The 21,972-nt window shown below is 47.1% G+C and carries 30 protein-coding genes, 1 tRNA gene and 1 other annotated feature (1 of these 32 only partly in view); of the genes, 12 read left to right on the forward strand and 19 right to left on the reverse strand.

Annotation, left to right across the window (positions count from 1 at the left end):
* Positions 1 to 148, reverse strand: a binding site (T-box leader); it reaches 85 nt to the left of the window's first position.
* 165 nt (positions 149 to 313) lie between these two features.
* The 6 genes from DCC85_RS13890 to DCC85_RS13915 form a co-directional block, all read right to left on the reverse strand.
* Positions 314 to 556 (reverse strand): DUF3892 domain-containing protein, encoded by a 243-nt coding sequence (locus DCC85_RS13890; RefSeq protein ID WP_108466139.1) that lies wholly within the window; start codon positions 554 to 556, stop codon positions 314 to 316.
* A gap of 81 nt (positions 557 to 637) precedes the next feature.
* Positions 638 to 1,081, reverse strand: coding sequence for a GNAT family N-acetyltransferase (locus DCC85_RS13895; protein WP_108466140.1), 444 nt, complete (start codon positions 1,079 to 1,081; stop codon positions 638 to 640).
* A gap of 61 nt (positions 1,082 to 1,142) precedes the next feature.
* On the reverse strand, positions 1,143 to 1,460 hold the full coding sequence (locus DCC85_RS13900; protein ID WP_108466141.1) for a hypothetical protein: 318 nt from the start codon (positions 1,458 to 1,460) through the stop codon (positions 1,143 to 1,145).
* 78 nt (positions 1,461 to 1,538) lie between these two features.
* Complete coding sequence (locus DCC85_RS13905; RefSeq protein WP_108466142.1) at positions 1,539 to 1,778, reverse strand: hypothetical protein; 240 nt, start codon at positions 1,776 to 1,778, stop codon at positions 1,539 to 1,541.
* Between the two features lie 109 nt (positions 1,779 to 1,887).
* Complete coding sequence (locus tag DCC85_RS13910; RefSeq protein WP_108466143.1) at positions 1,888 to 2,655, reverse strand: SDR family NAD(P)-dependent oxidoreductase; 768 nt, start codon at positions 2,653 to 2,655, stop codon at positions 1,888 to 1,890.
* Positions 2,639 to 3,457, reverse strand: coding sequence for an acetoacetate decarboxylase family protein (locus tag DCC85_RS13915; RefSeq protein ID WP_159081879.1), 819 nt, complete (start codon positions 3,455 to 3,457; stop codon positions 2,639 to 2,641). The genes DCC85_RS13910 and DCC85_RS13915 overlap by 17 nt, the downstream gene beginning before the upstream one ends.
* Before the next feature lie 130 nt (positions 3,458 to 3,587).
* Here DCC85_RS13915 and DCC85_RS13920 point away from each other — a divergent pair, with 130 nt between their 5' ends.
* Together DCC85_RS13920 and DCC85_RS13925 are read left to right on the forward strand one after the other, a co-directional pair.
* Positions 3,588 to 5,141 carry a PucR family transcriptional regulator gene (locus DCC85_RS13920; RefSeq protein WP_108466145.1) on the forward strand — a complete coding sequence of 518 codons (1,554 nt, stop codon included), beginning with the start codon at positions 3,588 to 3,590 and terminating at the stop codon, positions 5,139 to 5,141.
* Between the two features lie 206 nt (positions 5,142 to 5,347).
* Positions 5,348 to 5,704, forward strand: coding sequence for a hypothetical protein (locus tag DCC85_RS13925; RefSeq protein WP_108466146.1), 357 nt, complete (start codon positions 5,348 to 5,350; stop codon positions 5,702 to 5,704).
* 67 nt (positions 5,705 to 5,771) lie between these two features.
* On the opposite strand, the gene DCC85_RS13930 is transcribed toward DCC85_RS13925, so the two are convergent.
* The gene (locus DCC85_RS13930) at positions 5,772 to 6,257 is read right to left on the reverse strand and encodes an NTF2 fold immunity protein (protein ID WP_108466147.1); all 486 of its coding nucleotides are present in this window, start codon (positions 6,255 to 6,257) and stop codon (positions 5,772 to 5,774) included.
* Between the two features lie 157 nt (positions 6,258 to 6,414).
* A tRNA-Val gene (locus DCC85_RS13935) sits at positions 6,415 to 6,486 on the reverse strand.
* Between the two features lie 142 nt (positions 6,487 to 6,628).
* Here DCC85_RS13935 and DCC85_RS13940 point away from each other — a divergent pair.
* A complete protein-coding gene (locus DCC85_RS13940) occupies positions 6,629 to 6,868 on the forward strand; it encodes a YuzF family protein (RefSeq protein WP_199910023.1) in 240 nt (79 codons plus the stop codon).
* Between the two features lie 62 nt (positions 6,869 to 6,930).
* Here DCC85_RS13940 and DCC85_RS13945 read toward each other — a convergent pair whose 3' ends face one another.
* Positions 6,931 to 8,517, reverse strand: coding sequence for a sensor domain-containing diguanylate cyclase (locus tag DCC85_RS13945; RefSeq protein ID WP_108466149.1), 1,587 nt, complete (start codon positions 8,515 to 8,517; stop codon positions 6,931 to 6,933).
* A gap of 185 nt (positions 8,518 to 8,702) precedes the next feature.
* On the opposite strand from DCC85_RS13945, the gene DCC85_RS13950 reads away from it, so the two are divergent.
* Both DCC85_RS13950 and DCC85_RS13955 read left to right on the forward strand, forming a co-directional pair.
* The gene (locus DCC85_RS13950; RefSeq protein WP_108467870.1) at positions 8,703 to 8,912 is read left to right on the forward strand and encodes a hypothetical protein; all 210 of its coding nucleotides are present in this window, start codon (positions 8,703 to 8,705) and stop codon (positions 8,910 to 8,912) included.
* Between the two features lie 82 nt (positions 8,913 to 8,994).
* Entirely contained in the window at positions 8,995 to 9,315 is a 321-nt protein-coding gene (locus tag DCC85_RS13955) for an antibiotic biosynthesis monooxygenase family protein (RefSeq protein WP_108466150.1), read from the forward strand.
* A 77-nt stretch (positions 9,316 to 9,392) separates the two neighbouring features.
* Here the strand turns inward: DCC85_RS13955 and DCC85_RS13960 are convergent, their stop codons facing one another.
* The 3 genes from DCC85_RS13960 to DCC85_RS13970 form a co-directional block, all read right to left on the reverse strand.
* Entirely contained in the window at positions 9,393 to 10,556 is a 1,164-nt protein-coding gene (locus tag DCC85_RS13960; RefSeq protein ID WP_234414169.1) for a trans-sulfuration enzyme family protein, read from the reverse strand.
* A gap of 253 nt (positions 10,557 to 10,809) precedes the next feature.
* On the reverse strand, positions 10,810 to 11,061 hold the full coding sequence (locus DCC85_RS13965; protein WP_108466151.1) for a DUF3949 domain-containing protein: 252 nt from the start codon (positions 11,059 to 11,061) through the stop codon (positions 10,810 to 10,812).
* Positions 11,062 to 11,100: 39 nt separating this feature from the next.
* A complete protein-coding gene (locus DCC85_RS13970; protein ID WP_234414170.1) occupies positions 11,101 to 11,376 on the reverse strand; it encodes a hypothetical protein in 276 nt (91 codons plus the stop codon).
* A 598-nt stretch (positions 11,377 to 11,974) separates the two neighbouring features.
* On the opposite strand from DCC85_RS13970, the gene DCC85_RS13975 reads away from it, so the two are divergent.
* Positions 11,975 to 12,295, forward strand: coding sequence for an acetyl-CoA acetyltransferase (locus tag DCC85_RS13975; protein ID WP_234414171.1), 321 nt, complete (start codon positions 11,975 to 11,977; stop codon positions 12,293 to 12,295).
* A gap of 59 nt (positions 12,296 to 12,354) precedes the next feature.
* Here DCC85_RS13975 and DCC85_RS13980 read toward each other — a convergent pair whose 3' ends face one another.
* Entirely contained in the window at positions 12,355 to 12,819 is a 465-nt protein-coding gene (locus tag DCC85_RS13980; RefSeq protein WP_108466153.1) for a general stress protein, read from the reverse strand.
* A gap of 239 nt (positions 12,820 to 13,058) precedes the next feature.
* Here DCC85_RS13980 and DCC85_RS13985 point away from each other — a divergent pair, with 239 nt between their 5' ends.
* Positions 13,059 to 13,592: a DoxX family protein gene (locus DCC85_RS13985; RefSeq protein ID WP_108466154.1), complete on the forward strand. Its 534-nt coding sequence runs from the start codon at positions 13,059 to 13,061 to the stop codon at positions 13,590 to 13,592.
* A gap of 183 nt (positions 13,593 to 13,775) precedes the next feature.
* Positions 13,776 to 14,153: a YidH family protein gene (locus DCC85_RS13990; RefSeq protein WP_234414172.1), complete on the forward strand. Its 378-nt coding sequence runs from the start codon at positions 13,776 to 13,778 to the stop codon at positions 14,151 to 14,153.
* A gap of 7 nt (positions 14,154 to 14,160) precedes the next feature.
* Here the strand turns inward: DCC85_RS13990 and DCC85_RS13995 are convergent, their stop codons facing one another.
* Positions 14,161 to 14,730, reverse strand: a complete 570-nt coding sequence (locus DCC85_RS13995) for an LOG family protein (RefSeq protein ID WP_108466155.1) — start codon at positions 14,728 to 14,730, stop codon at positions 14,161 to 14,163.
* Between the two features lie 168 nt (positions 14,731 to 14,898).
* Between DCC85_RS13995 and DCC85_RS14000 the strand changes: the two genes are divergently transcribed.
* Both DCC85_RS14000 and DCC85_RS14005 read left to right on the forward strand, forming a co-directional pair.
* Positions 14,899 to 15,411: a DUF3231 family protein gene (locus DCC85_RS14000; RefSeq protein WP_108466156.1), complete on the forward strand. Its 513-nt coding sequence runs from the start codon at positions 14,899 to 14,901 to the stop codon at positions 15,409 to 15,411.
* Positions 15,412 to 15,680: 269 nt separating this feature from the next.
* The gene (locus tag DCC85_RS14005; protein ID WP_108466157.1) at positions 15,681 to 15,866 is read left to right on the forward strand and encodes a hypothetical protein; all 186 of its coding nucleotides are present in this window, start codon (positions 15,681 to 15,683) and stop codon (positions 15,864 to 15,866) included.
* 4 nt (positions 15,867 to 15,870) lie between these two features.
* On the opposite strand, the gene DCC85_RS14010 is transcribed toward DCC85_RS14005, so the two are convergent.
* Positions 15,871 to 16,995 carry an NADH-dependent flavin oxidoreductase gene (locus tag DCC85_RS14010; protein ID WP_108466158.1) on the reverse strand — a complete coding sequence of 375 codons (1,125 nt, stop codon included), beginning with the start codon at positions 16,993 to 16,995 and terminating at the stop codon, positions 15,871 to 15,873.
* A 71-nt stretch (positions 16,996 to 17,066) separates the two neighbouring features.
* Positions 17,067 to 18,092 (reverse strand): LacI family DNA-binding transcriptional regulator, encoded by a 1,026-nt coding sequence (locus tag DCC85_RS14015; RefSeq protein WP_108466159.1) that lies wholly within the window; start codon positions 18,090 to 18,092, stop codon positions 17,067 to 17,069.
* Between the two features lie 111 nt (positions 18,093 to 18,203).
* Between DCC85_RS14015 and DCC85_RS14020 the strand changes: the two genes are divergently transcribed.
* Entirely contained in the window at positions 18,204 to 19,118 is a 915-nt protein-coding gene (locus DCC85_RS14020) for an ROK family protein (RefSeq protein ID WP_108466160.1), read from the forward strand.
* A gap of 23 nt (positions 19,119 to 19,141) precedes the next feature.
* Entirely contained in the window at positions 19,142 to 20,086 is a 945-nt protein-coding gene (manA, locus tag DCC85_RS14025) for a mannose-6-phosphate isomerase, class I (RefSeq protein ID WP_108466161.1), read from the forward strand.
* A 66-nt stretch (positions 20,087 to 20,152) separates the two neighbouring features.
* On the opposite strand, the gene DCC85_RS14030 is transcribed toward manA, so the two are convergent.
* The 3 genes from DCC85_RS14030 to DCC85_RS14040 are packed head-to-tail and all read right to left on the reverse strand — an operon-like array spanning position 20,153 to position 21,865.
* Complete coding sequence (locus DCC85_RS14030; RefSeq protein ID WP_108466162.1) at positions 20,153 to 20,674, reverse strand: DinB family protein; 522 nt, start codon at positions 20,672 to 20,674, stop codon at positions 20,153 to 20,155.
* 35 nt (positions 20,675 to 20,709) lie between these two features.
* Positions 20,710 to 20,922, reverse strand: coding sequence for a DUF3006 domain-containing protein (locus DCC85_RS14035; RefSeq protein WP_108466163.1), 213 nt, complete (start codon positions 20,920 to 20,922; stop codon positions 20,710 to 20,712).
* A 7-nt stretch (positions 20,923 to 20,929) separates the two neighbouring features.
* On the reverse strand, positions 20,930 to 21,865 hold the full coding sequence (locus tag DCC85_RS14040; protein WP_199909923.1) for a ComEC/Rec2 family competence protein: 936 nt from the start codon (positions 21,863 to 21,865) through the stop codon (positions 20,930 to 20,932).
* Between the last annotated feature and the right edge of the window lie 107 nt (positions 21,866 to 21,972).

The raw sequence follows: 21,972 nt of genomic DNA on the forward strand, positions 1-21,972 counted from the left end.
GCGCCGGAATTTCCTACTGCCGCTATAATCTGCAGTTTCGGATATTCATCTCACGGGTCCGCTTCATTCTACACTTCCGTACCGGCTCCCACCCTCCCGGCTCGCTTGGACTTCCTGATAGAATTACTCTCCCGATCATTGATTTTAATAGCGTTATGTAATTTCTAAACATTATAATCAGGTTTACTTCCAAATTCAAGTAGCCAATAGCATCTACGCATAAGTTTCAGCATTAGTCATGCTAAGGACACAGCCAAGAACACCTCCTCTTTGTCGCCAAAGGAAAGTGTTCTTCTGTAGTAACTTTCAATATTTATTCAAAAAACGGCAGTGCATCCAAATTGTTTGTTGGGTCACCGTCTGCATCACCGCGCAGGTAAGTCTCTCCGTCACGTCCCTTAAAGGCGTTAACTCCGGCAATTGCCCCAGCCTGTACTTCCTGAAGGGCTTCATCGTAGGATAGAACCCGACCAGATGAGGTTTTGAATGCGGTCAGATCCCCGTCACCATTTTTCTGTACAGCAATAAACGTCTCTCTTCCTCCAGGTGCAGCCATCCTGATCACTTCTCCTTTCGGATTTTCTAACCAGGCTATAGTGTCCCCAGATGACCAGAGAATTATTTACTTTGTGGTAAATTACAGCTTCTTCTCCATGCGATGGTGCAGGATACCTGCATCATCGAAAGGCTCTTGACTTGTCACGGTGTAGCCCAGCTTCTCATAAAAAGGCACCGCATGCAGCTGGCCATCCAGAACGGATTTCTCGAAGCCTAGATCCCGCGCCACTTCCTCCAAGCCAAGCATCAGAATTTTGCCGATCCCTTGGGAACGATAGTCCTTGCGGACAGCGATCCGCTGCATTTTCGCAGCATTATCTTTATAATATGTAATCCGCCCTGTTGCCGCAGGCTTTCCATCCACTTCAATTAATACATGATGGACATCCGGCCCAATATGATCAAACTCATCCACCTCGAGCTCCTTGGGGACCTTCTGCTCATCGACAAACACTTCCATGCGAATGTCCAGGCAACGTTGAAGCTGTTCTTCCGTTCTTACCGGTATAATAATTGCAGCCATGATGTAAACCTCCTAAAGCATGTAAATTAAGTAAACTGCATTATTATACATAATAATTCGTTCACTTAGCAAGCAAGCTCTCTTCCTCCCTCAAAATTTCAGCGCCCCCAACTCCATATAAATCCGCCTCGACGGAAGGCTCATAAAGGTCTTGAATGACAGCCTGGCTGTTGTCAGTTGAGGTTAAAGTAGTCTGTCTTCGAAACGTCTCATCACTTCGCTGTATCCCACATCCGGACATTAACGTCAGTATCACCGAGTAACCGAGCAGCTTTACAGCCACCGATCGACAGCCGCTGTAGCTTGCACGGCGCGGTTTACCTTCCCGACTATACTGTACCCCTCTAGCTTTGCCGAATCGCTGTCTCTGCCTATACACGGCTGCTCCTCCTTAGCACTTAGCATTTGCTATCATTGTGCGCTGCAGAGAGGCCATTTATACGCTATAAACAGAGCATCAGCACTGGTAATTAACCAAACCAAAAAAACAATCCGCACATCCTTTAGGGGCACCCAATTGCAACAGCTTTGGAATCGTATCTTGAATAAAATGAGAGCAAGTCACTTGAATATTTCTATATTCCTCAAATTGTTCGCAATAATAGGCTATATTCCAATCGAAAGAAATCAGCTCCTGTAACAACAGCCAGCTATGGTTATAGAAATCATCTTTGTCTTCATATGCTATCTGCCGCATAAAAATAACCCCTCCATTGATTCCTACATCTAGTTTACTTTGTCAAGTATCCTAGGTTCAAATCAATGGGGGAATAGAAGCTGATGACTTTAAGATTACTGCTTTGGAATCAAACTGAAGTCCAGCCACCGTCCACAAACAGCGTTTGGCCTGTCGTATAGCTGGAGGCATCAGAGGCAAAGTAGATAGCGGCACCATTCAATTCATCCGGATTTCCGGGCCTTCCGATAGGACATTGCTCATTGTAGAATTGGATAAAGCTGTCCTGATACAAAGAAGCTTCTGTCATTTCCGTGCGGAATAGGCTGGGCCCAATAGCGTTAACCGTAATGCCATACGGAGCCAATGAAGCAGCCATCCCCTTGGTCATACTCAAAACAGCGCCTTTGGAAGCATTGTAAGCAAGGAGCGGAAATGACTTACTGCCAATCATGCCGCAGATCGAGGCCATATTGATAATACGGCCATAGCCTCTGGCTTTCATAGACATCACGACGTGCTTGGACATGAGAAATATACTCTTCTGGTTGGTATCAATCACCCTGTCCCATTCCCGCTCTTCCAGAGTTTCCACCGAACCTGCGGAGGCAACCCCTGCATTGTTCACCAGGATATCAATCTTGCCCCAATGCTCTATAATGGTTGCCACCGCAGCCTTAATCTCATCCTCCTGGGTCACATCGCATTTCAGTGACAGGGCCTTGCAACCTAAGGATTCTATCTCACTAGCTTGGGCTCTCAGCTTGTCCAATTTTAGATCCAGCAGAGCTATGTCTGCTCCCTGCGCAGCGAACGCCTTAGCAAGTTCTGCGCCAATGCCGCCAGCCGCGCCAGTTACAACAGCCGTTTTACCGCTTAAATCAAACAGATTTCTCATGAGGGAGCCCTCCTTCTTCCTCCCACCAGTCCCAGCGCAAATAGGAATATGGCAGGAAATTCACAGGATCTACATTGGCCAGTACGCTGCCCCGCAGCAGGACAGTGTCACTCACCGTGTAAGTGCCTCCCAGCAGTTTGCATACTTCCAGTTCGGCCCAAGGATCATCTGGGGAGTCAAGCAGGCTAAGCTCGATCTCTGCTGCCTTCAGCACCTTGATGTCCATAGTGGTGTTCTGTTGAATAAGGAGCGGCGCCAGATCGAACCCGTTGCCGTCTGCGGATTTGGAATATTTAATGTTGAAGACAGGCAACCCGTCCCCGTAATACTCGTTTAGTATGTTTTGTCCATCGTCGGCATTCATCTTTCCGGTTAGGGCTGCTTTGACCCGAAAAAATTCGATGCCCCGGCGTGAGACGCTCCCTTCAACCATCTGTCCCTCTTTGCTAAGGCTGATGTCAGCCATCTTCTTGGGGAAACCGTAAATTTCACGGCCAAGTCCCATTGCAATATCATCGCTAATTGGCATGGACAAACAATAGTTCCCAAGCACTCCATTGTATTCTGCCAGCACAAATATGGCTGCCTCACGGTAAGGGGGACAAAAGCTGGTGCGTGGATAATTGGCAACGAACGCTTGAACCAATGGCTTGGGACCAGGCTTCAGCGGGGCAGGCAGAATACGCCGGATCGTATCAGGGGATGTCTCCCAATAAACCGTAAGCGTCTCGGCATTATAAAACTTCGTCGGTGTTGTAGTTCTTTTCACAATTTCGTTCACATCTCTAATAAAGCTGCCCATCCTCATTCCTCCTACTAGATATGATCAGCTCCAATGTAACATAGCACTACCATTGTTTATATATATGGAAAATATAAAAATAATTGGTATTTTTGTGCATGCCGCACTATAATAATAGCGGGTGAAAGAGATGAGTATAAGTTTTGAACAACTGGTTGGGTATTTTGGCAAGAAGGCGATCCGTGTTTACAGAAACAAGGATTATAAGGCGATTTACAATGATGCCAAACTGATCACGAAGAACCAAAAGCGCTTTGAGCCTGGATTTATCTATGTGGGCAATGGAGCTATGCTCCCAAACCATGCGGATAACGTGGAGAATGCCAGCTTCATGCTGATCAATGATTCAGAGCTTGCTGTCCAGGCGTGTATGGAGAAGAACCCGAATATGATTGAGTTTCAAGCGGGCGAGGATGTCTTTGAAATCTACAACCAGACCAGGGAGCTCTTTCTGGAAGAAACCGAAACAGAGCAGGCTAAGGCGAAGCTGCTTAAAGCGCTTGTTGCTGGAAAAGGACTTGATTATATTGCCCGGGAAGCAGCAGATGTTCTAGGTAATCCGGTGATTGTCATTGATTTAAGCTATAAAGTTCTAGCCTGTTCAGATAGTGCAGAAATCAGCGATCCGATCTGGAAGGATAATCTGCAGAAGGGATACTGCTCCTATGATTTCATAGCTGCCGTTAAAAAGATTAAGAGCGTGCAAAGCAGTGTGAATTCTACGGAGCCGTATGAAGTCATCTGCAGCAGCAGCGCTGCTGTAAAGCTGGTGTCGAAGGTGAAAATCGGGGATAAGCCTGTTGGGAATGTGGTTCTACTGGGCTGCAGACGACCTATTGTTCCAAGGGACCATGAGTTAACCGCCTTTATCAGTGTAATGGTAGCGGCCGAGCTGCAGAAGAACAGTTTTTACCGTAATTCCACCCATGCTGCGTACGAGGAATTAATCTATGACTTGCTGGAGAATGATCTGAGCGACAAAGAACTTGTCCAAGATAGACTTCGAAGCAGTAATATCAGGCTAAGTGGCGGATTGTCCGTGCTAGTGCTCGATATTGCAAGGTACGATGCTTCAGGCAAGTATAACGGGTATTTACGCGATCGAATCTGTTCACTTTTTAAGACAGAGCATCTGATTTTTTATAATAAGTACATCGTCAGTGTCAAAGAACGGGATCTTGAAGCAGCTCCGAGAATGGAACTCGGGCCTGATATTTACGAATTTCTGATCTCCAATCAGATTCGCCTCGGAATTAGCAGTGAATTCGCGGATATTATGAATTGCCGGAAATATTATCTGCAATCGGTCAAGGCACTGGAGATCGGCCTGATTGTCCTGCCTGCCGAACCGGTAATCCAATATTCTGATGTGCAGCTGTATGACATGTTATCTTCCTATTCAGAGAGTGATTACCAGGATGTGTGTCATCCGGCGCTGATTACTTTGCGGGAATATGATGAGAAGCACCATGCCGACCTGTACCACACGCTATTTACTTATCTGAAGAACAACCAGCAGTTGCAAAAAACTGCAGACGAGCTGTTTATCCACCGCAACACTATGCGATATCGCCTGCAGCAGATCAGTGAGTTCATTCATATTGATCTAAACAATATTGATAACGTTCTCAAATTATATATGTCCTATAAAATGATCGCTTACCTTGATAGATTGAGAGAATAGTTTTTAGCGGAACTTTATTCTCACTCCGGTAGTCCTCAAGGATTTCGAAAGAAGACTACTGTTCGCATAGTGTTTTAACTTCCTATTTAGCTCTGCAGCTGCCTCTGATATCCACTTCCAATAATCATACGCGGCCATCTTTACAAATTTTAGAGAAAAACCGATATAGATTATTGAGTACTGGCTATACGAGGGGGATAAGACTTTTGAAAATGGCTAATGGACTGTTAATTACAGTATGGCTGCTCTTTATGGGCTATAAAGCGGTGACAATTACACCTGATCCGTATGATTTTGAGGCTCAGTCGCTTCGAGCCCTAACGATGATACTCTTATTCGTCCAATTAATCGGTTGGGCATTTTCATTTTCGAAGCCGTTTGTTACATTTTGTTTCATGCTCGCTTCTACTGTTGTAAGTATTCTTTACGTGCTTGGCGGCGAGTCTCAATACTTACTTATGGCATTCATAACTATAATTTTCGCCATTCTCTCGCTGGCTGCTCACAGTGAAGTAAAGAAAAATAAGCTAAATGCCAAGAAACAAACCAAGCAGTCCGCTTAATGCGGCTGCTTGGTTTGTTTGATTCTCGGAGCGTTATGCTTCACAAGAGGGATTCGACGGAACTTACTCATCTGGTCCCATACATCATGAGCAGCTTTCCAGTTTCCTTTGCTAACGCAATATAGGTAACTCCGCCTAGATGCCCTGGAGGCAGCGTTCCTTCAATTATCCAAGCTTCTGCCACAGGGTTGTAGCTGATCGCAAAAGGGGATTCCTCCAAGATAGAAGCGCATTGTTCCGCCAAGAATCGGAAGATAGCCTTCGCAGCTGCATGTTCATCTGGAAGTTCACCAAAAGAAATGCCCTCCCCCACCCGATCATTCTGGATGAGAGTGTCCCGTTCAGCGAAATAGAGCTCGTATCTTCCAATCAAATTCTCATCGTCCATATCACGCTCCACCAGCCCATATTCGATGGTCGTTTCCTTTTGGTGGACCTTGTTTCTACTCTTCTTCTTAAAGTTGACTTTTACAGTGATTTGATTCACGCGAAGCCGATCTCGTTCCCGCTCCTGTTCTGCGAATAATTCCTCCCAACCATCCATAAAACCCATCTTGATTCATCTCCAATGCCGGTTTAATCCTGTAATTCTCTAAAGATCATATTTTGACCAAGTCTGAACCCGAGTCCCCCGCTCTGGGCTGTTCGGTATATCTAGCGAAGTTGTAAGAAAGCAAAAAAACCTTGATTTCTCAAGGTTTTCATTCATATAGGACGGATGGGGATCGAACCCATGACCCCTACCCTGTCAAGGTAGTGCTCTCCCGCTGAGCTACCGTCCTTCAGTGAAATTTATTGTATCATCAGTTATTTCAAAAAACAACAGAAAAATTTATGGGCTAAAGCCCATAACGAACACTTAGGCATCTGCATAGGATACAGTATAAATTTCAGGTGGGAGTGAATATATTGGATCATTATCAAATGCCTTACCCAGTTCACCCGTATCATCATGCGACTAAGCCGCTGAGTGTGACTCTGATCGATCCCTGTGTCGTGGAAGCTTTGCGCGGGGCACTAGGCAAATATGTCGTATTGGAGACAACGCGCGGACGGCTGGAAGGCTGTGTAGCCGATGTAAAGCCTGATCATGTGGTGCTGGATGTTCGGGGGAAAATGTTCTTCGTCCGCATTTGTGAGATCGTCTGGATCATGCCTGATTAAAAAAGCAAGCCGCCCAAGTGAAGCCCTAGCGCTTCACTGGGCGGCTTTTAATATAGCTGCACCTACCGCGTTCCTGCTTTGATCGTGCGGTTTCTTCCCGCAGCCTTGGCCCGATACAAGGCCTGGTCGGCTAATTCGTACAGCTCCTCCAGATCGGAGGTTAGTGCCGGATATTCAGCAACGCCAATTGAAATCGTAATAGGCCTTCTGACCGGGCTATCGGTGGATTCACAACGCTTCCGGATCTGTTCAGCCATCAGAAACGCCTCATCCAACCGGGTGTCCGGCAGCAGTACGATCAACTCTTCTCCCCCTAACCTGTAGCAGATGTCTTGTGGCCTTATAGATGTTCCGATCAAATCGGCTAAGAATTGAAGCACTTCATCGCCTGCTTGATGCCCGAATGTATCATTAATGTTCTTGAATTTATCAATATCCATCATAAGCAGTGAGAAGCTCTGCTGGTTCTCAATCAGGTCATCCAGCTTGGCATTTAGTGCTCTGCGGTTCAGCAGACCCGTCAGAGGGTCCTTCATTACGGAATCTGATAGTTCTGCGTGCTCCTGCTGCATCTTATGAATGGTCGTCATGACAGCCTTTGTCAGGAGATCTGCCTCCCTGTTCCAGTGATGCTTGATTTGTGGGATAACCATTTTACCTTGTCCTGAAGAAGCCTTGCTCACAAATCTGGCTAAATATACAAATGGAGCCGCCAATCTCTGTGCAAGCCATACGGCAATCGCCATAAACAGCAGAAAAGGTGGCAGCATGATGAGAAACATCTCGGTAACCTGCTTACTCTGTTCCTCGCTAACCATCCGAATAGGGGTTTGGACAACGATCCCCCATCCATTCTCGTCCACGGTATGATAACCAGCCAGAAAAGCTACGCCTTTGGTATTGATAACTCGTTCCTTCCCGCTCATATTTTGCTTCAAGTTCTGTACAATCGGATTCATGCTCACATCCTCTCCAAGCCGATCCTTGTTAGGATGATAGATCAGGCTCCCCTTGGAATCTACAACGTAGAAATAGGATCCAACCTGGTCAACATGATTCAAGCCAAAAATGGAACTGAGTATGTTGTCCTCCTGAAGATAGAGCGTCCCGCCCATTATTCCCCTATAGTTCCCCTTGCTATCAAAAATAGGCTGTGTCATAAGGACAATCAATCTGCCCGTTGTCCCAATATAAGGTTCGGAAATTTCCGGCCTTCTTGACGCAAGGGCTTCTTTGACCGCTTCTGTCTTAAGCTGCTTGCCGACTAAGTTCACGGAAGGAGGAGTAATGTTCAGAACACGACCATCTAGACCAATCCAAGACAGAGAATTAAAGTAATTGCTACTTTTATTTACCAGGTCCAACCGCTCCTGAATTAGACTGGAATCCCTTTTCGGATCCATATCAGCCACTTCTCTAGTAATTTCTTCAAGATTTCCCCGCATAGATTTAAAGAGCATATTCATAGTATTGCTTGTTCTAATTGCGTCAGAACGGTTCATTTCCAAGGTTCTTCCATATAACAGCTCTCTTTCTGATTTCGAAGAAGCTGTTACCGCAATGATGATTGTAATAAGGAACGATAAAATAACAATTCCAGAGAGCAATACGGTAAGGCTAACCTTTTTTGGGCTTTGGGCAGCTTTCATCTAGTATGCAACAACCTTTATTCGAATTTAGAAGCTGCTATTCAGCTTGAATCTTCTTTACTTATCGGACAAATTCCCAATTTTTTTAGTAATTTCTGCGAAGCCATTCAAGAATCGACTGGAGAATACGATATATATCTTAAAGCACTTTACTTTCAATTTAAGGGAGAACATTTGCCTTGACTATGAATAAAGAAGATTTAATCCAGTTGAAAATTGCCGTCACTCTTGAGCAGCACGTCGCGGTCAAGCTGAATAGCGGCCAGTCCATGATTGGCGTCCCAAAATGGAATGCGAATCCTGATCAGGTTCAAATCAAATCCACGGAAGGCGCAGCTTGGGTCTTACTCCATGAGATCGAGCATGTCACGCGAATTATTTCGATGCCCGTATAAAGATAGTCCCATTCTCTTTTGACAATGATATTCATTATCATTTAATATGAACATATATTGCCTTTAGATGGGAGAGATATGTATGTTCGTTCAAATTAGAAGAATTACAGTTACCGAAGGGAATGCAGATAAAGTAGTTGAACGCTTCAGCAGTCCGGGTATTGTTGATGAGCAGGAAGGGTTTGTCGACAGCCAGGTTTTTGTGAAAAAAGCATCCCGCGGTGAAGAAGAAGTCGTGGTGATGATCCGCTGGGAATCAGAGGATCACTGGAAGCAGTGGGAGAAGAGCGATGCCCACATCGCCGGTCACAAAGCAAACCGTGGGAAACCAAAACCTGACTATATCGTCAACACCGAAGTAGGTATGTACGAGCTGAAGGCCGTTAAATCCGCCTCTAAGTAAAGTAAGGTCTCCAACTGCCCCTGAATATAGACAAACACTCCTTGTTCAGCGTTACGCCTACTCAAGGAGTGTCGTCCTTAATTCTGGAGCGCCTGCTCCAGATCTTCAATTAGCCAATTTGGCGGTTCATGACCTACCGCAAGACGAATTAATGACAGTGGAATGCCCTGCTCTTTAAGCTGCTGTTCATTGGTTCCGATGTTTGGGGAGATGACCTGACTCTCCATTGCTCCCCAAGATACACCAATCCGAAAGCGCTTTAATCGATTAATCACTTTGCAAACGGCCTCATAGGATGACTCCTTCAGCACGAAGCTGAACAATCCCCCATAGCCTGAAAGCTGTCTTCGGCCTAAATCATACTGCGGATGCGAGATTAGCCCTGGATGATGTACTGCTGCGACACTGGGATGCCCGGATAAATACTCTGCCACCTTCATGCCTGCCTCATGATGCGCATTCATTCTAAGCGGAAGCGTGCGAAGCCCCCTAATCAGCAGCCATGCTTCAAACGGTCCCATAGCCGCTCCAAGTAACAGGTACTCTTCATAAAAGATCCGCTCCATAATGTCGCTGGAAGCGATGACAGCGCCGCCTACCAGATCATTATGTCCTCCTAAGTATTTGGATACCGAATGAACTACAATATCTACACCGTAAGACAGCGGTTTTTGAAATATCGGGGTCGCCCATGAATTATCGACAATGGTGCGAATACCACTGGATCGTGCCATCTCAGCTACAGCCTTTAAGTCCACCAGCTCAAAAGTAAGAGAGGTTGGGCTCTCCAGTAAAATGGCTCTGGTCTGATTCCTAATAGCCCGCTCTACCTGTTCTACTGACGTGCCTTCTACCTGGGTATAGCTAATTTGAAATTTGTTCAAATACTGAATGAGGTGGACAGAAGTTTCATAAACATGTCCAACCAACACGGCATGATCCCCTGTGGTTAAACAGCACATCAGAGCTGCGTGGATCGCGGCCATCCCTGACGCAAAGCATCTGCAGTCTTCCCCGCCTTCAAGCTCAGCGAGCATCGACTCCACAATTCGCACCGTTGGATTTGTGCCTCTCCAGTAAACATAATGGGATGCTTCAGCCCTTGCTGCCTCGGCATATTCCTCATAACTGTTGAAAAAGAACGGGGCTGCCTCGAACAAGGGAGCTACCGAAGAGCCGTGAAAACGTCCATCCTTGTCCTCAAATCGAAGACAGGTTAACCAATCTTTGCTATTAATCACGCTGCACCTACCTGTTGAGTGATCAATTTCCATCATGCCATTATCGCTCGGAAATTATACAGCTGTTTATGGATAGGCATCATCGACCAGGACTAGACGACCCGGAAGCTGCTCTAAGCATTCTCCTAGTGTCATGCCGTGCCCCCTCGCCTCTTCTCTTTGCTATCCTGTGCCTACTTTTATACCTCGATCTACAGCAGTTGACGCAAAAAAGGCCATCCTGCACAGGACAGCCTCCTTGACTCCTATTCTCTTAAACTTTTGTCACGCCATGCTTTCTCTTGTAGATTAATCCTGCTACGATGGACGCCGGCCAAAAGGCACCTTGCTGATGAGCATGCAGCTGCTCTTCTCCAAAAGGCATATCCTGATACAATTCCTGCTGAGATTTTCCGCTGCTTTGCTGGCGTTTTCGCAACTCACCAATATACGAATACTGAACTGGAATCATGGCAGCATTTATCAATAGATAAACTCCGATCCCTAAACAGATAAACCAAAGCATGAATATCCCCACCTTTATAACAATGATGCACTCATTATATCACATGCTGGAAACATAAACCTGGTCCAACGCGATCCGATTAGGCAGGCCGAAATCTACGAATTGCAGCGGCTCTCCGTTTTGAGGCGCTGCACTATAGTTAGCGAACAGTACTGCTTCATATACAACTCCGGCAGAAATACCCTTCGATCCGTTCTTGAACGCAGAACGCTCGGCAATATTAGTCCCGGTTAAAATGCCGTGGGTTATGTTCATAAAACCAACCCAGATAAACGACGGGATACGAGCACAAAAATAACCTAAGCGATCTGCCAATAGTAATGAGGTTTGAGAGAGAGAAGCGCCTATGGAATACTCAACTTGCCTTGGGGGCTCTTTGCCAATCAGAACGTTAATCATAATAGTGAGGAACATAGTCAAATCACGACAAAGCATATGATGAAGGTCGTTTTAATAACATTTTAGCTGCAACAAGCCATGCAAGGCCACGCCGACCCATTGTAGACAATTATCCTTTTTAAACACGGGACAAACGAACAAGACAATCGGTCAAGGAATTAATATAATGAACCATCTTATGCGAAGGAGTTGATTGTCTAATGTCAAAACCTTTCTGCTGTCCTCCGGCTGATCCCATTATACTGGACCCCATTGTCATTGTAGAAAACCATTTTCATCCACAGCTTGTACCTGTAATTCAACCGATACAAGTCGTTCATAACCATCACTGTGTACCTATCTACAAGAAGCTCTATAGCTGCTCCAGTGAGGAGCGTCCTGTGCAAGTGTGTAGTGTGAAACAGAGCCGTCCTGTAAAAAAGGGAGTCAAGAAATAAAATAATGGGCTTCTACACCTCCTCTAGGCTTATTGCATAAGCTGAAATCACAAATACACTTGCGGAGGTTGTAGAACATGAATGTACTACCTGAGCAGATGGACAGAAATGTCATCTATCAAGCGTCACCTGAGACGGTAAACAACATGAGAAGATACAGAGATCATATTCACCAAGCTGCTGCCCCCTATCTGAATCGCCGGGTGCGTGTGCAGACTATAGATGGCCATGTGTATGAAGGCATTTTGGTTTATCTGGACGGCGGCCTACTGCATTTGCAAACCACGCATCCGCATCACGCTGTACATTCTATAAACCGCTCCTTCTTCAATCCTTATTCCAGCGCCATTCTCCCTCTCGTGCTCTATGAACTGCTTGTTATTACTCTGCTCTATTAACCCAAGAAAATCGCCTTGGCTCCTCTTGGGGACCAAGGCGATTTTCTTGGGGAAGAATGTTATTCTACAGCGATTTGTTGATGGGCGGACAGAATTTGACGAATTCGCTCCGCTTTAGGCTCTTCACAGGCAACTAATACTAAATAGTGCTCCTTTCTTACATAAGTCTGATAGTTCCTTGCATCCTCGTCAGGAATTCCAGCGCTCATTAATGCGACCGCTAGTTCATCACCTTCTCTCCACAGCTCTGTACCAGCGGTCATCTTCGTGGCCGCACCCATTGCGCCTGCCTCTCCACGAGAGCCCTTAGCAATTCCCGCAAGCTCCCTCAACGTTCCAAACACGCCGCCGCCCGTACCTGGATCGGCATCCTTCAGCCCATTGTCATCGGCTATCTTTTGAAGCTCTGTCAGATCTTTGGCAATGACAGATATATCCTTGTGAGATACTCCCTCTTCCATAATGTCATGGACAGCCAGCGATGCATCCTGTCTAGTCTGAAATACGGCCACAGCCAGTTTCATGCTCCGCACCTTCCCTTTTCATCTTCTGCCTCATTATCCCTTTTCATTAACCATTTTGGCCGTGAGGGAAACGGCAGCTGCACAGCGGTCACACGTACAGACGCATCAAATTTTAATTAAATTTTTATTATTTGTGATTTAAATCACATGTATTGTGAAAAAAATCACTTATACTAAAGACATCAAAGATGATCATCTAATAAATAAAAAAAGATAAAACGAAAAGAGGAGTGGTTAATATGTTTAACCAATGGCTCAGAACGAACAAAGTTGCAATGTGGTTGCTCACTGTAATTAGAGTATATCTCGGTTATGAATGGATCACAGCCGGTTGGGGAAAATTGACGAAAGGGTTTGATGCTGCAGGCTTCCTAAACGGAGCGATTGCCAACAGCACCGGAGATCATCCAGCTGTGCAGAGCTGGTGGGCTACCTTCCTCGAACACGCTGCGCTGCCAGGCGTTAAGTTCTTCAATGTACTCATTCCACTTGGCGAGTTCCTGGTTGGGCTTGGATTGATTCTAGGCACATTCACTACCTTTGCTGCTCTAATGGGACTCGTTATGAACGCCGCCTTCCTTTTCTCGGGAACAGTAAGCACGAATGCCCAAATGCTAATACTCGAAGTGTTCCTTGTTGTTGCAGCTGCTAATGGCGGCAAGATCGGGCTGGATCGTTGGGTCATGCCCTATCTGCGGAGCCTCTTCCACAAAGAGCACAACGAAGGACAGGCGAAACTTCCCAAGAGCATGAAAGTAAAACATACAGCATAGCCTTCTTAAAAAGATAGTATATAACAACCTTCTGCTTACAGGCAGAAGGTTGTTTTGCTCCTGGTCAATCCCCCCTTAGCTTCCTTCTGAAATTCAGCTCTTAACGATTCGAAAGAACAGGAAGTGTGGTAAAACATATGAAGTGTTATTTCATTCTTTAATCCATGCGAGGTGTTGTACGCTATGACGGTCCCACAACAAGAAGAAATGAACGACGAAAGCAAGTACATACAACAGCATTTAGCAAACGAACGCACCTTTCTTGCTTGGCTTCGAACTAGTATAGCTGTTGTAGGCGTCGGGTTTCTAGCCGCTGGTCTGGTGTTTAACAGCAGTCGTGAGGCTGTAGCCCACATTTTCTCGGCCATTGCGGGAATTAGCGCCCTCATTTTTGGGATAGCCATGATGATTGCGGCAACCATTGAATATCGAATTAAGCGTAACCAAATCAATACTCAATCTTTCCGTTCTTCTTATCTGGTCGTCAATCTGACCTTCTTATTCATGCTGGCGATATTTGGACTTTTATTCGGATTAATATATTTCCTGCTGTTCCCTTAAGGGGCAGCTAGGACCACTTTTTCTCGGGAATAAGTAACGAGTGATGTCTCATCTGACTGAGAAGATCCTCCGGCTCATCAGCAATGTGAATGGCTTCAAGATTGGAATGTGATGCGAAGCCTTCAGTTATACAGTGACGAATGAGTCCCATGAGGGGCTCATAATAACCCAGCGTGTTTAGCAAACCTACAGGTTTGCCATGAAGACCGATTTGAGCCCAGCATAATACCTCGAATAATTCTTCAAAGGTCCCAATCCCGCCCGGCAAAGCAATGAAGGCATCAGCATATTCCGCCATTTTCGCTTTACGCTCATGCATGCCATTGACCTCTACAAGCTCTGTCAGCTCCCGATGTACAATCTCCGCTTTGAATAGACCTGTCGGCATAATGCCGACGACCTCACCCCCATAGGCCAAAGCTTCATTCGCCGCAATTCCCATCAGCCCGTTGCGAGATCCCCCATACACTAGGCGAATATCTTGTTCAGCCAGCAATCGTCCCAACAACGCCGCCTTCTGCTGATACTCGGGCTTGATTCCCGGATTGGCTCCGGCAAATATGCATATAGATCGCATTACCGCTCACCCCTCATCTCTTTTAGGCTCTCCATATATTTTACTATAGTCCATGTGAATCCCATGTTAAATTATAACAAATCTTAAATGATTTCTGGATGTGCATGAGTATTTCAGGGCATTCTATCTCTGAAGTTCATTTTGCACTTGAGGAAGGAGCATTCATACATGGGTGTGTTAGATGGAAAGAATGAACCGATGCATTACGGTGAAATTTATCATGTGTGGGAATATTCCAGCAAGGCGAAAGCCAGTCTCTCCGGTTACCAAGCCATGCTAAATCACGCAGGAGATAAAGACCTCAAAGAGGTACTTCAAGACTTGATCACACAGGCTCGACACGAAATTAAAGAGACCGATGATCTGCTCATGAAGAACAACATTACCCCTGCTCCGCTTCTTCCTGAAAGACCGGAAGCGCACTGGGAAGAGATTCCCGCAGGCGCAAGATTCTCCGATATCGAGATCGCCATGGGTATTGCTGCCGATATCGCCATAGGACTACCGGCCATCAGTACCATTATCGGGATGTGCATCCGGGAGGATGTAGCCTTAATGTTCACCAAATATTATGCTAAAAAGCAAGCCATGGGAGAACGGGTGCTTCGTATGAATAAAGACAAGGGTTGGCTGATTCCTCCACCGCTGCATGTAGATAGACCCGAAATGGCTCACGTTTAACGCCACTTATTTATGAATCCACCAATTAGCACTATCCTTGCTTAATACACGCAAAAGGTTTCCGTTAGCCGGCTTAGGCTTATACGGAAACCTTTTTTATCTATTAGGGCTCTTCTGTGGACTATCGTACAGGAAATTTTCAACCAATAAAGCAATCCGCTGCAGACAAATGCGTATAACAGCAAGGGGCCCGAACCTTCCTTTGCGGATGCACGTAATTTATAGAGAACATCTCATCGAGCGGCAATTCGCCAGACAGGAGGAGGACAATGAAGAACGTCCACACCCGCCAGATCATTCCGAATAAAACTCAATCAACAACTACAACAACAACCGACAGAAAGCTTGATATACTTGCGGCTATTGCAGCAGTCCTGACCTTATTGGCTGCAATTATTGGCATCTACATTGCCTGGAAAAATTTAAGAGGCCACGATGCGCCGATCGTTATTTAATCCCCTAGTCCTCGACAGGAAACCAGCCGGGAGTGTGTATAATTGCATCCCATAGCTTGTCTGGAATAGCGAGCTTCTCTCGGCTGGGTTTATGGATAACCGTCATTATGGACTCTTCATTCCCTTCCTTGACTTTCCGGACCCAATCAGGCTCCATAATCAGCTCTCTTCCCAAGGCTACCAGAGGAACTGTTTGTCTTGCCTGAAGAACTTCATCCGCTGTATGCAGTGATCCAACCCCAACGACAGGCACTCTTCCAGCCGCTTGCTTCACGATCCAATCTAGCCGCGAACGAGTCGCCTCTGCACCGCGTCTTGGCTTGGAATCAAATTCGTTCAGAGAGACATGGATATAGTCAAGCTCCTTCTCGGCAAGAAAATCCACCAGATGCAGGGTCTCTTCCATTGTAATTCCCGGCGTCTCCGGCTCTTCCGGTGAGAAGCGATAGCCTACAAGGAACGGACGCTTGGCATGCTGTTTCACACAGCTCATGACTTCCTCAATTACAGCCTCTGCAAATGACAACCTTTCCTGCACCTCCCCACCCCAGCGATCGGTACGGCGGTTCGCGTGCGGTGAGAAAAATTGCTGCAGCAAATAACCATTGGCCCCGTGAAGCTCCACACCGTCAAAACCCGCTTCAATCGCACGTCTCGTTCCCTCGCCAAAAGCATGAATGATGTTCAAGATTTCATCATGGGTAAGTTCCCGCGGCTGTGGCGCTCCATCATGTTCAGCAGGTACAGGGCTTGGGGCAACCACTTCCCCGCCAGGGACAAGCTCTGGAATGGCCAGGCGCCCACCGTGAATCAGCTGGATTACGGACTTTGCGCCGCTCTCACGAATCGTGTCCGCGAGTCTGCGAAGACCTGGAATGAGCTCATCTCTGTCAGCTCCGGGTTCTCCATAGAACCCTTTACCATCCGCTGTAACGTTAGAACAAGCAGTGATGACCATACCCAGTCCTTGAATTCTTTTTGCATAATAAGCCAGCTCTTCTTCCGAGACTTCTCCCTGCTCTTGAGAAGCAAAATGGGTCATAGGCGCCATGACCAGACGATTATCCAGCTTAATTCCGCTGCGCAGCTCAATGGGCTCGAACAAGGGTTGATACTTAGGATTCACCATACATCTCTCCTCTTATTTATTCTTCAGATAGACTGCTCTAAAGCAAGGATAATTATGTTCTTTCATACCCGTCATTCCAGCATGGATATGGACCCTCTTACGATCAGTTCCGCCGGTACCTCCCACCGGATCGCCTCCCGTTTAGGATCGTCCAGAGACAGAAGCAGTTCAACGGCGGCTGCCGTCATTGCATCCTTTCCAACGCGCATTGTAGTCAGCGGAGGCTCGGCATGCTCTGACACCTTCAGATCATCAAAGCCCATAACAGAGACATCTTCTGGTACTCTAACTCCCTGCTCCTTAAGAAGCTCCGACAGCATAAGAGCTATCCGGTCATTGCCACAGAAGAATGCCGTTGGCAAAGAATCTAGACCGCTAAGATACTCAGCGACTTCCTTCCTTGTAGAGTCAAACCCAGCAGAATGAATTAAACAGTGCTTAGGATCTGGAATCACTCCCCCATCCTGAAGCGCCTTCCAATATCCAAACCAACGCTCATCATGACTGGTAGTCAGATTGACTGGCCCAATGAAGCCAATTCGGCGATGCCCCTGCTGCAACAAGTAACTAACAGCTTGATAGGCCCCTTCAATATTTGCCGAAGAGACCACAGGGCAGGGCAGACCACGGTAATAGGAGTCGAACATAACCAGTCTTCCTTCCTGTTCCCAGACCAGCTTCGCGTATTCCCTCCGAACAATACCGAATAGAATTACACCAGCATGTTCTATATTGGCAAACACACCAGGCAGCTTCAGGTTATACTCCATATCGCAATCGATCCGGGCAATAACTGCATTATACCCTTTCTTCCTTATTGCAGCCTCCAATCCCCAGATGAGATCGTGATAGAAATGAAAATGTTCATTATCCTCATAGCTCATGATTCGCTCAGGCACCAGCACCAGCAGGTTAGGGCTCTCTGCTTCTTTCTTGGCATAAGGGCCGTACCCCAGCTCCTTGGCGGCCTCAATGACACGATGCCTGATCTCTTCACTGACCCCTTTTTTATCCGAGAGCGCCAGGCTAACTGCATTTCTTGATATTTGAAGCCGATCCGCGATCGTCTGCATAGATATTTTCTTCGGCCTAGCCATCTTTGCAATCCTCCTAAAATATGCTACACTTACCCCAATAATACTTTACAAATTTTAATTTAGTCAAGTTTTGTCAAGTTACGCTTGACTGGGCTATTGGAGGAATGGGTATTGAGCTACGCAATCGGCATCGACATCGGGGGCACCAAGACAGCGATTGGCCTTGTTAACGAGCAGGGGCAGATTTCGGCTAAAGTGACTATCCCTACAGATCCCGCCATATCTCCATCCGAGATGGTGGTTCGGATCGCAGATTCGGCTAAGTCGCTGATTCAAGATAGCGGAGTTAAGGCAGAGCAAATCAGCGGAATTGGCATCGGGGCACCTGGCCCTTTGGATACGGCCCAAGGACGCATCGCCTGTCCGCCGAATTTGCCTGCCTGGCGGAACTTCCCCATTGTTGACGAGTTGGCCAAGCATTTCAGCTATCCAATTCGCTTTGAGAATGACGCGACGGCAGCCACGCTGGCTGAGAAATGGATCGGGGCCGCGCAGGATGCGGAGCATTTCGTTTTTATTACAATCAGTACCGGAATTGGGGCCGGTATTTACATGCACGGCAAGCTCATTACCGGAGCTTCCGGCAATGCCGGGGATGTAGGCCATCTGGTGATCGATCCGACAGCCGGGCACTGTGTCTGCGGCCAGGATGGTTGCTGGGAGTATATCGCTTCAGGGACAGCGATTGCCCGGCAAGCCTCCGAGCTGCTTGACCGCGAAGTCACCACTAAAGAAGCTTTCGACTTGGCTGCCCAAGGCGAGCCGGCCATTCGCGAACTCGTGGACCGGGTATTCCGGTATATCGGGATTGGCTGCGTTACACTTATCAATACCTTGGATCCGCAGAAGCTGGTCATTGGCGGCGGTGTATCCCAGGTAGGAGACCCGCTCTTCCAGGCAGTTCGCGCCTATGTTGTTGAGCACGCCCTAAATCCATCCGGTCGCAGCACACCAATCATTCCAGCCGCTCTGCAGCAGGATGCCGGCCTGATCGGCGCGGCAGCCCTAGTCCATATTCGTTATTAATTGAGTAAAGGAGATATTTACGTATGAACGAACCTATCTTTCTGGAACCCGTATTCAAAGATCGTATCTGGGGAGGAACCAAGCTTCGGGATCTGTTCGGTTATGAGATTCCAAATGACCATACAGGTGAATGTTGGGCTATTTCCGCCCACCCTCATGGTCAAAGTGTTGTGCGCCAAGGTACATACAAAGGCAAACGTCTAGGTGACTTGTGGAGTGAGCATCCAGAGCTATTCGCCTCAGATTCTAAAGTGTTCCCTCTTCTCACGAAAATTCTGGATGCCTCGGATGATCTCTCCGTTCAGGTGCATCCTGATGACATCTACGCCGGAGAGCATGAGAATGGCGAGCTTGGCAAGACCGAATGCTGGTACATCGTTGATGCTGAGCCCGGATCCGTCATTGTGTATGGACATGAAGCGAAGAGCAAAGAAGAACTGGTACGCTGGATTGAAGAAGGAAAGTGGGATACGCTGCTGACTAAGATTGAAGTAAAGCCAGGCGACTTCTTCTATGTTCCAAGTGGAACTATTCACGCCCTTGGCAAAGGAATTGTCGTTCTGGAGACGCAGCAAAGCTCGGATACCACTTACCGGGTATACGATTATGACCGCAAGGACAGCGAAGGCAATACCCGAGAGCTCCATCTCGAGAAAGCCATTGACGTCACTACAGTTCCTCAATCCTATCAGCCTGGAAGCTACCAAACGTCGCAGCAAGGCGGAACCGAGATCACTACTTTTGTATCCAACGAATTCTTCTCCGTTCAAAAATGGCGCGTTACGGGGCCGGCCCAATTCGAGAAGAATAAGACCTATCAGCTATTCAGCATCATTGAAGGAGAAGGTGAGCTGAGCGTAGAAGGCCAAGCTTATCCTCTTCGCAAGGGAGAGCACTTTATTTTGCCAGTGAATTTTGGCCCTTACGAAGTGTCTGGAAATTTCGAAGCTGTCGTATCCTGGAATTAAGAAGAGTATAAGCATACAAAAAGCCGCCTTGGACCTCGTCCTTGGCGGCTTTATATGATTTGTATTCTACTTCAAATATCTGTCCTTAATGATGTTCAGATGATGCTCGGTATGGCCGGCAATAATGTAGGCCAAAGCACGGACCGTTACCCCATAGCCACTTGCGATCCCCTTACGGTACCAAGCTTCCTCGGATAATGACTGGATTAGAACAAGGGTTGCCTGGCGTACAGCGCGCTGTTCTTCCAGCAAATCCGTCAACTCGCGCTCTTCAAAGCCGGAATGGTTCACAAATTCAACCTCATTGAAGCCAGCTAGCTCTGTCGTGTCTCCTCTTGCAATCCGCAGCAGCCGGTATGCCATAATCCGCTCCGTATCCGTCGCATGTCCGACAACTTCTTTAATGCTCCATTTTCCTTCCGCATAACGAAAGCCTGCCTGCTCGGCGGACAAACCGCTTAGCACCGAAGCATAATCCTCTAGCTGCTGCTCAAGCACCTGTATGAGTCCGGTTTCTGGAACAGATGCTATGTATTCTCCATAATAGTCTGCATACTCTCCAACCTCAGGTTTAGTCAATTCTATCATGCGTAGCCTCCCTTTCTACCTCCGAAAATTGGCCCCTAGTCTTCCCAAAGATCGTTCATGAGCTTCGCGATCTCTTCTTGCCTAGCCCTGGTTTGCTCTGGAAGCTTAACCCAGTGCCCTTCCTCCCATTCTACAACATCTCCAGGGACTACTCCATCCTCGACCTGCACAACAGGAACCTCACGCGTATGGCCCTCAACCTCAATAATGCAGAACCCCTCTTCATAACGGTCTACTATTCCTCTCATACGAGTATCACCTCTCGGTTATCGTGTACAGCTTCTGCCCATCGGATGCAATTTCAACAGTCCCCTGTTGATCGTTGCGGAATACTTGTACGCCTTGTTTGAGAAGACGCTGCAGCACGGTCTGTGTCGGATGGCCATACTTGTTGTCCTTGCCCACCTGAATGACAGCGAACTTCGGATTTACAGCCTGCAGAAATTTTGCTGAGGTCGAGGACCTGGACCCATGATGACCAACCAGCAGCACATCTGCCCTCAAATTTGCTCCGGATGCGAGCATATCCCGCTCACTCTCCCCTTCAGCATCACCTGTAAGCAGGAAAGACGTCTTGCCATAGACCACCTTAATGACTGCGCTCATATTGTTATTATCATCATAATGACCTACTGGGGCAAGCATCCTCACACTTATACCGGGTTCAAAATCCAAAGTTACCCCTGCCTTAGCCGTAGTCACTGTTAGGCCTTTGTTCTTGATCGAATTCAGCACCGATTCAAAGGTTTTGGTGTTGGACTGGGCTTTGGGCATATATACCTTACCGATCTCCAGCTCGTCAATCACTTTGTCCAGACCGCCCACATGGTCTGCATCCGGATGAGTTCCGATCACGATATCCAGCCGTTTGACTCCATATTTCCGGAGGTCTCTCAGCACCGTCTCTTCCTGATCATTGTTCCCGGCATCGATCAGCATAGTTTTACCGGTTGGACCGATCAGCAGCTGGGAGGCGCCTTGTCCCACATCAAGAAAAACAACCCTTAGCTTTGAATCCGTGCTCGCCTGTGTTCCCGCCTCACCGCCCGGTACACTGTCCTGTGAATCCGGACCAGCCATATCCGTATATCTCCACAGAAAAGCAACAAGGGCTAGCAGAGCAAGAATGGTGATCTGGGTTCCAGTCAAGCGAGCCCCCTTCTTCTTGCGGCGTCGTTTCTTCGTTGTCATAACTTACCTTACCTTTTTTTAAAAAGTATGTAGAACACATGTTCCATTATATAGAAGCTTACCTTATCAAGCAACCATCCCTAATTAAAAAACACCCCTTAATAAAT

This window comes from Paenibacillus sp. CAA11 (assembly GCF_003060825.1).
Taxonomy (GTDB): domain Bacteria; phylum Bacillota; class Bacilli; order Paenibacillales; family Paenibacillaceae; genus Fontibacillus.